Here is a 6,392-nt window from a genome sequence, read left to right as displayed (position 1 = left end):
CGTCATTAGCGCGAAAAGTCCGGCCACCGATGCGATAGTCCGCGATCCGCACGTCGAACGCGCGCTCTGCATCCGCGCGTGTGCCGCGCATCGTGAGCGTCAAGCGATTCTTCGAGCCGCGCTCAAGCCGCAATCCCTTCGATCTCATCCAGCGCAGGACGGAATCGTAATCGGCGCGGCTCGGGCCGAAGCGATCGGCAATCTGTCGCTGCGTCAGGAAGCGATGGAAGCTGGGTGACTTGGGGTTGTAGATCTCATGCAGGTAGCGCTCGAAGCCGCCCTGGTCGTCGCGCTTGAGCACGAGCGTCAGCGTGATGGGTTCGTTTTCGGCTCTGGCGCTCGAAGGAACAATGGTCGCCTTCGACAGCGCGGGCAGCATGTGGCCCGGCAGACGAACCGTCGCGGGTGCAGCTTGCGTCGGATGCTCGGCGCTGGCGCTTGCTATCGATGGTTTAGTCAGGAGAACCAAAGCGAACGACACGAACAACAACCATAGACGCGCCCCATGCACCCTCGCCGGAGTTGCCATTTTTGCCTTCCTATGTCGGACTTGTATTAGCTCGTTTAGACTCGCATTGGCGCCAGACTTAACGCAAACGCAAAGTTTAAGCCCGAATTCGAGTTCAATTCCGCATGCTCGACGCGGTCAGCCATCGGTTCTCTATTCGGTTCTCTATTTGGTGGCTCCGTCGGCGCCTTTCAAACCCCCGTTCGCGCCACTTGGCAAGATTTCATACAGCGCCGGCGGTCCGCCGCCACCGATCAGATTGGACTTCGCGATAAGCTTGAGCCGCGCCCGATACTCTGGCGTCATCGCGTCCATCTCGCGCGGCGTCGAAAGCAAATAAACCGGCTTGCCCGCGGTGCCATTTGCGCATTGAGGATGGCTAAGGTCGGGCACCGCGGCGCCGTAGTAGTACGACAGCTCGTAGTTGATGCCCGAGGGGATGCACAACTGATCGCCTTTGACGTGCTCCGCGACGATCGGAATGAAACTCTTCACGCTGCGCTCCGTCGCGAGGCGGGGCCGCATTACCGAGGTCCAGAACGAGCTCAGGACAAGTGCGATGAGACCGAAGCCGAAGCCGATTACGATCGTGCGTCGCCCAACGAGGCCGAATATCGCGATCCCAACACCGGCCAACCCAATTGGAAAGCCGAAAACAAGACTTACGCTCATGAGGACGGGAAGTCCCAGAAAAATCCCATAGTAGGCCGCGTCGCTCGATTGAAGTTTTAATTGTGGTAAGTGGTCGGGAAAGAGCGCGACAAACAGTATGAAAAGAATTCCAAACATAGGGACAAATACGAATGCCGCGACCACCACGTCGCGAAGCTTCGACGCCCAGCCGCGCACCTCCAGCGCGAACACCGACGCGCACAGGATCGCAATCCCAGGCAGCGCGGGCAGGATGTAATCGTCGCGCTTGACACTCGCAATCGAGAAAAACAGCAACACCGCGAGCGACATGCTGATCTGGTAGATCACCGCCCGCCGCTTCCCCGCCGAAATCTCGCCGGTATAAAAGGCGAGCGCGGCCGGCACGATCAGAAGCGTCATCGGGAAAGCGCCGCCCAGCAGGCGCGCGGCGATAAAATAGAAGGGCCGATAACTCTCGCCCGTCCCGCCGAGCTTGGCCGGCATGAAATGCCCGAAATTCTCCGCGAAGATGATCCTGAGGATTTTATTCCCGCCGGCAATCGCGGCCGGCACGTACCAGACTGCGCCGATCGCGACCGCAATCGCGACCACCTGCCAGGGCCATCGCTGACGCAGCAGCGCGAGGGGATTGCGGCGCTCGATCAGCAGATAGATCGAGGCGGCGAGCGCGCACAGCACGATTGCAATCGGACCCTTGGCGAGCACTGCCAGCCCGAGGATCAAGCCGGCTTGCATCGGCCGGCCCGGCGCGGCTCGCGCTTGGGGCTGCGAGTTTTCAACTAAAGTTGCGATCGTGCAATACGCCGTAAACAAAAGAAACGTGAGGATCATGTCGGTCAGCGCTTCGGTCGCGCGCGATGCGAACCCGTAGGTGCCGAGCATGAACAGAAACGCGAGCCATCCTTCGGATGCGCCGACGTTGGCTACCGTCCAGGCGAGCACAACAGTCGCGAGCGCCGTGCCTGCCACGACAGACACTGCCCGCGCACGAACCTCGTCGACGGTGGCGCCGGTGGCATCGGCGACGAGCGCTGAAAGCCAATAGAAGAGCGGGGGTTTGCGATCGGTGTAGCCGTACGCGTCGCTCGGTATCAGCCAATGCCCGTCGCGCACGATGCTCTGAATCCACTGGGCCGATTGCGGCTCCGCGTCCTTCTGAAACGGCGCGCTGATTCCTTGGACGAGCACGATGAAGGCGAACAACGCGGCAATCGCCAGCGTTGTGGGTTGCAGGACCGCGGCGCGGCCCGAATCCACGGGAGTATCTGGACGCTCGATGGTCACGGCCGGAGGGCCGTCGCGATCGGCGCGAGCCACAGATGGCGCAGTCCGCCCGCGCGGTCGTATCTCGCCACCTGCATCGAGGCGGAGTTGTGGGCGTAACCGATTCTGCCGCGGACGTCGATCAGTATTATTCCGGCTTCCGCTCCGGTCGCGTCGATCATTTCGAGGATCACCTCGCGAGCGACGGCGTTGGGCGAGCCGTCCGCGAGCGCCAACACCGCCTCTCGGCAGAGCGCGGTCAGGATGATCGCCTCGCCCTGCCCGGTGGCCGACGCAGCTCCGAATGCGTGGGCGAAAGTGCCGGCGCCAATCAGCGCGGAATCGCCGACGCGTCCAAACAGTTTGCCCGGCACTCCGCCCGTCGAGGTCGCAGCCGCGATCGCGCCGCGATCATCGACGGCGACCGCGCCGACCGTGCCGTGTCCCATCGCGGCGCGCGCGGCGCGCTGCGCCGCGAGCATCCCGCTCTGCTGCTTTCGCGCGCGCCATCGCTGGCGTGCACGCTCGGTAACCATTTCCTCGGGCCTCACGAGCCGGACGCCGGACTTGCGTGCGAAGTTTTCCGCGCCGGCGCCCGCCATCAGGATGTGCGGCGAATGTTCCATCACCGCGCGCGCGAGCATGACCGGGTTTCGCACGCGGCTGATCGCGGCAACCGCGCCGGCTGAGACACTATATTCGGCTGCATTGAAATGGCCGGCATGGCCTGCGCGTTTGCCTCGTGAGCCAGGTCTGGGCGTGGGCGCGGCAACGACCGGCTCGGCAAACATCACGGATGCGTCCATTTCGACGTTGCCCTCGGAGTTGAGCAACGAGCCGTAGCCGGCATTGAAGAGCGGATGATCCTCCAGCGCCGCGACGGTCGCGACCACCGCCTCGAGCGCGCTGCCGTTGGCGCGAAGAATACTCACGCCCAGGCGCATCGCAGCCATCATCGCGCGACGCCGCTCGGCGCGCTCCGCACCACGACCGGCGGAACCGGCGCCGCCGTGCGCGACGAGTGCGCAGCGATTGCGCGCGCGCGCCATCTTAGGTTCCAGGCCGGCGGCCCCAGATAAACAGCCGCTTGAAGTCGAACGTCATCGGCCCGGAAGTGCCGTAAGCCGAGTTGAGCCGCGCGGTCACCTGGCCGAGAAATTCGTCGTGACGATCTGCCGGGAGCGCATCGAGGAAGGGCCGCAAGCCGGTCGAGCGGTACCATTGAACGACGTCGGCGGGCCGATCCATCGGATGGTGAAACGTCAGGTGATAGCAGTCGATGCGATCGTAGCCGAGCCGCGCCAGCATCGCGGCGTAAAACTCCGGCGGCTCTTCGTGAAACGCATGCTCGCGTCCGCCCAGCATCGTGTTCCATGGCGCCTGCCGCGCCAGCCGCCCGATCTCCATCTTCGCGGTCTCGGTCTCATTGGCAGGCATCTGCACCACGATCGATCCGCCCGGGCGCAGCGCGTCGAAGCACGCTGCGAACAGCGCCAACTTATCGGGAATCCAATGAAAAGTGGCGTTGGAGAAAATCAGCGTGTATGCGCGGTCGGCGCGAAACTCTGGAACGTTGAGCAACTCGAACGAGACGCGCGCTTTGAGCCCGGCGGCGTCGGCGTCAAGCAGCTTGCGAGCCGCCTCGATCATCGCCGGTGAGCCGTCGACGCCAAGCGCCGATCCACGCGGGCTGCGCCGCGCCAGTTCCAGCGTATTCTCGCCGGAGCCACACCCGAGATCGATGATCAGTTCGTTGTCGGCGAGTTGCAGGCGCGACAAAATATGCTCGACGGGTTCCGCGCGGTAGCGGCGAAAGCGGTTGTAAAGTTCGGGATCCCAATCGGCCATGAGCGTCGCCTTTCCTGTCAGGCAGCATAAGTGGCCAACGAAACCCTCACAAGCGCGTCTTGCAGCGAAGCGTGTAATCGTGCACAAGCATAGCGGATGAGTGAACCTTCGGCATCTCCGGCAGCGGCGCCCAAGCGCAGGCGACGGCGCATCTTTGGCATCGGCGCAATCCTGCTGGGCGTCCCAATTATTCTTTGGATGGGGGCAGCCCTCTTCGTCGCGCGATCGTTGATGTACCCGGACTTTCTCCGCAAGGGGAGGCAGGACGTTTTCGGACAGCACGTCCCGTCGTTCCAGCGGGGCTCGCTGACAGACATCCGGACCGCGCTCGGCGTCGAGCCGGAGCGATTGGACTGCGGTGTGGTCGAAGAGGATGGTATCCGCCACCGTCAGCTCAGCGTGGTCGGATGGTATTTCCCGGGCAAACGCAACGAAGCGGTGGTGATCGTGCCGGCGGCGGGAGCGCCCGAAGTGGCGATGATTCCGTACGCCAAGTTTCTGCTGGGCGCCGGCTACACCGTGGTCGCGACCTACAGCGCCAACAATCCGAGCTTTGGAACCAACTGGGGAATGCTGAAGCGCAAATTCGCGCTGGCGACCGCGCGCACGCTTAGCGAGAAGGGCTTCGATAAAATCGCCGCGCTGGGAATATCCGACGGCGCCGCCGGCGCGATCATGGCGCAGGCCGAGCAGCCGGTCTTCAGCGCGATCATCGCCGACGGTTCCTACGCGAACCTCGCGCAGTTGTTCATGCGCAGCCCGTCGATATCACGGCTCAATCCCGCGTTCGCCAGCACGGTAATGTGGGAAGCGCAGCTATGGTTCGGGCGCTCGCTGTACGATATCTCGCCGGTCACCGACGCGGGCAACCTGGGCACTTGCTCATTGCTCATCATCCAGAATCGTGACGACAAAATCACGCCGCTTGCCGACGGTAAGGCGTTGCTCGACTCGGCAGGCTTCAACGCGCAGATGTGGACGGTGCCGTCGGGCGGGCACGGCGATGCGATCTACGAAGATCCCAACGGGTACGCCGCGCGAGTCATTAAATTCCTCGACGCGAGTTTTGACATTGAGCGGCCCGCCGCCAAGCCGCATGCGCATTGACGGCGGGCGGATAAAAAGCGGAACCCTCGGCTACATTCGCGGCTGGCTCAGATCGACCAGCAGCGTGTTCTTGAGCCGCTCGAACAGCTCGTCAATGTTCCACGGGCCGTTGTTATACAGAATCTTGTCGGGAACGATGTGCCGATAGCGCATGATGCGAAAGCCCGACGCGCCAAAGCATTGCCCGGTGACGTTCGCGGCATCGTCGCTGGCGAGAAAAACCACGATCGGCGCGACGTTGGCGGGATCGCGCGGCGTGCCTTCGACATTTTCGGACTGCGGGATTCCGGTTGCGCCAGGCATCCTGCCCGCGGGAATCGTATCGGTCATGCGGGTCGCCGCTCCCGGCATGATCGCATTTACCGTGATTCCATACTTGTGCAGCGAGTTCGCGCTCGAGTACGTCAGGCCCAGGATTCCCGCCTTGGCCGCGGCGTAGTTGGGTTGGCCGGGACTGCCGAGCGCCGAGTTCGACGAGAAGTTGATAATCCTGCCGTACTTGCGCTCGCGCATATGCGCCGACGCGGGACGGACCGTGCAGTAGTGCCCCTTGAGGTGCACTCGGATCACGTCGTCCCATTCCTGTTCGGACATGTTGAAGATCATGCGGTCGCGCAGGATGCCGGCGACGTTGACCAGGATATCGAGCTTGCCGAATTCCTTGATCGCCTGGTTGACGAGGCCCTCGCCGCCTTCGACGGTGGCGATATCCATGTGATTGGAAACGGCCTTGCCGCCCGCGGCCTTGATTTCCTTGACCACGTCGTCGGCAGGCGATTGAGTTTCCTTCTGGCCTGCGACCGTGACGCCAAGATCGTTGACTACCACTGCGCATCCCTGCGCGGCGAATGCCCTCGCGACGCCGCGGCCGATGCCGCGACCACCGCCGGTGATGGCGGCTGACTTTCCGTCGAGCTTGCCCATTGCTCAATATCTCCCTTGCGGCATAATGCCGGAATCCAAACGCGCCCAGCGTTTTGGTTCGTATAGGGCGCTTATAGCGCAAAACCCG

General features: G+C 63.1%; 6 protein-coding genes. 1 reads left to right on the top strand and 5 read right to left on the bottom strand.

All coding sequences use genetic code 11. From position 1 onward, the window contains the following. From ABSB13_RS09835 to ABSB13_RS09820, 4 genes are all read right to left on the bottom strand, one after another. A partial coding sequence (locus ABSB13_RS09835) for a protease pro-enzyme activation domain-containing protein (protein WP_428107771.1) occupies positions 1–529 on the bottom strand: 529 nt, incomplete at its 3' end. A gap of 144 nt (positions 530–673) precedes the next feature. After that, positions 674–2,479: an ArnT family glycosyltransferase gene (locus tag ABSB13_RS09830; protein ID WP_428107769.1), complete on the bottom strand. Its 1,806-nt coding sequence runs from the start codon at positions 2,477–2,479 to the stop codon at positions 674–676. After that, positions 2,443–3,474, bottom strand: a complete 1,032-nt coding sequence (locus ABSB13_RS09825) for an isoaspartyl peptidase/L-asparaginase family protein (protein WP_428107767.1) — start codon at positions 3,472–3,474, stop codon at positions 2,443–2,445. The genes ABSB13_RS09830 and ABSB13_RS09825 overlap by 37 nt, the downstream gene beginning before the upstream one ends. 1 nt (position 3,475) lies before the next feature. Continuing rightward, entirely contained in the window at positions 3,476–4,273 is a 798-nt protein-coding gene (locus ABSB13_RS09820; protein WP_428107766.1) for a methyltransferase domain-containing protein, read from the bottom strand. A gap of 96 nt (positions 4,274–4,369) precedes the next feature. On the opposite strand from ABSB13_RS09820, the gene ABSB13_RS09815 reads away from it, so the two are divergent. Then, positions 4,370–5,380: an alpha/beta hydrolase gene (locus ABSB13_RS09815; protein WP_428107764.1), complete on the top strand. Its 1,011-nt coding sequence runs from the start codon at positions 4,370–4,372 to the stop codon at positions 5,378–5,380. 30 nt (positions 5,381–5,410) lie between these two features. Here ABSB13_RS09815 and ABSB13_RS09810 read toward each other — a convergent pair whose 3' ends face one another. Then, entirely contained in the window at positions 5,411–6,304 is an 894-nt protein-coding gene (locus tag ABSB13_RS09810) for an SDR family NAD(P)-dependent oxidoreductase (RefSeq protein WP_428107762.1), read from the bottom strand. Positions 6,305–6,392: the final 88 nt, after the last annotated feature.

The sequence above is a fragment of the Binatus sp. (SeqCode) genome, assembly GCF_050013435.1.
Classification (GTDB): domain Bacteria; phylum Desulfobacterota; class Binatia; order Binatales; family Binataceae; genus Binatus.
This window is presented reverse-complemented; position numbering and strand designations above follow the sequence as displayed.

Coding starts and splice junctions, on each gene's coding strand:
- ABSB13_RS09825 (WP_428107767.1), bottom strand. CDS start 3,474: ATGGCGCGCGCGCGCAATCGCTGCGCACTCGTCGCGCACGGCGGCGCC.
- ABSB13_RS09820 (WP_428107766.1), bottom strand. CDS start 4,273: ATGGCCGATTGGGATCCCGAACTTTACAACCGCTTTCGCCGCTACCGC.
- ABSB13_RS09815 (WP_428107764.1), top strand. CDS start 4,370: ATGAGTGAACCTTCGGCATCTCCGGCAGCGGCGCCCAAGCGCAGGCGA.
- ABSB13_RS09810 (WP_428107762.1), bottom strand. CDS start 6,304: ATGGGCAAGCTCGACGGAAAGTCAGCCGCCATCACCGGCGGTGGTCGC.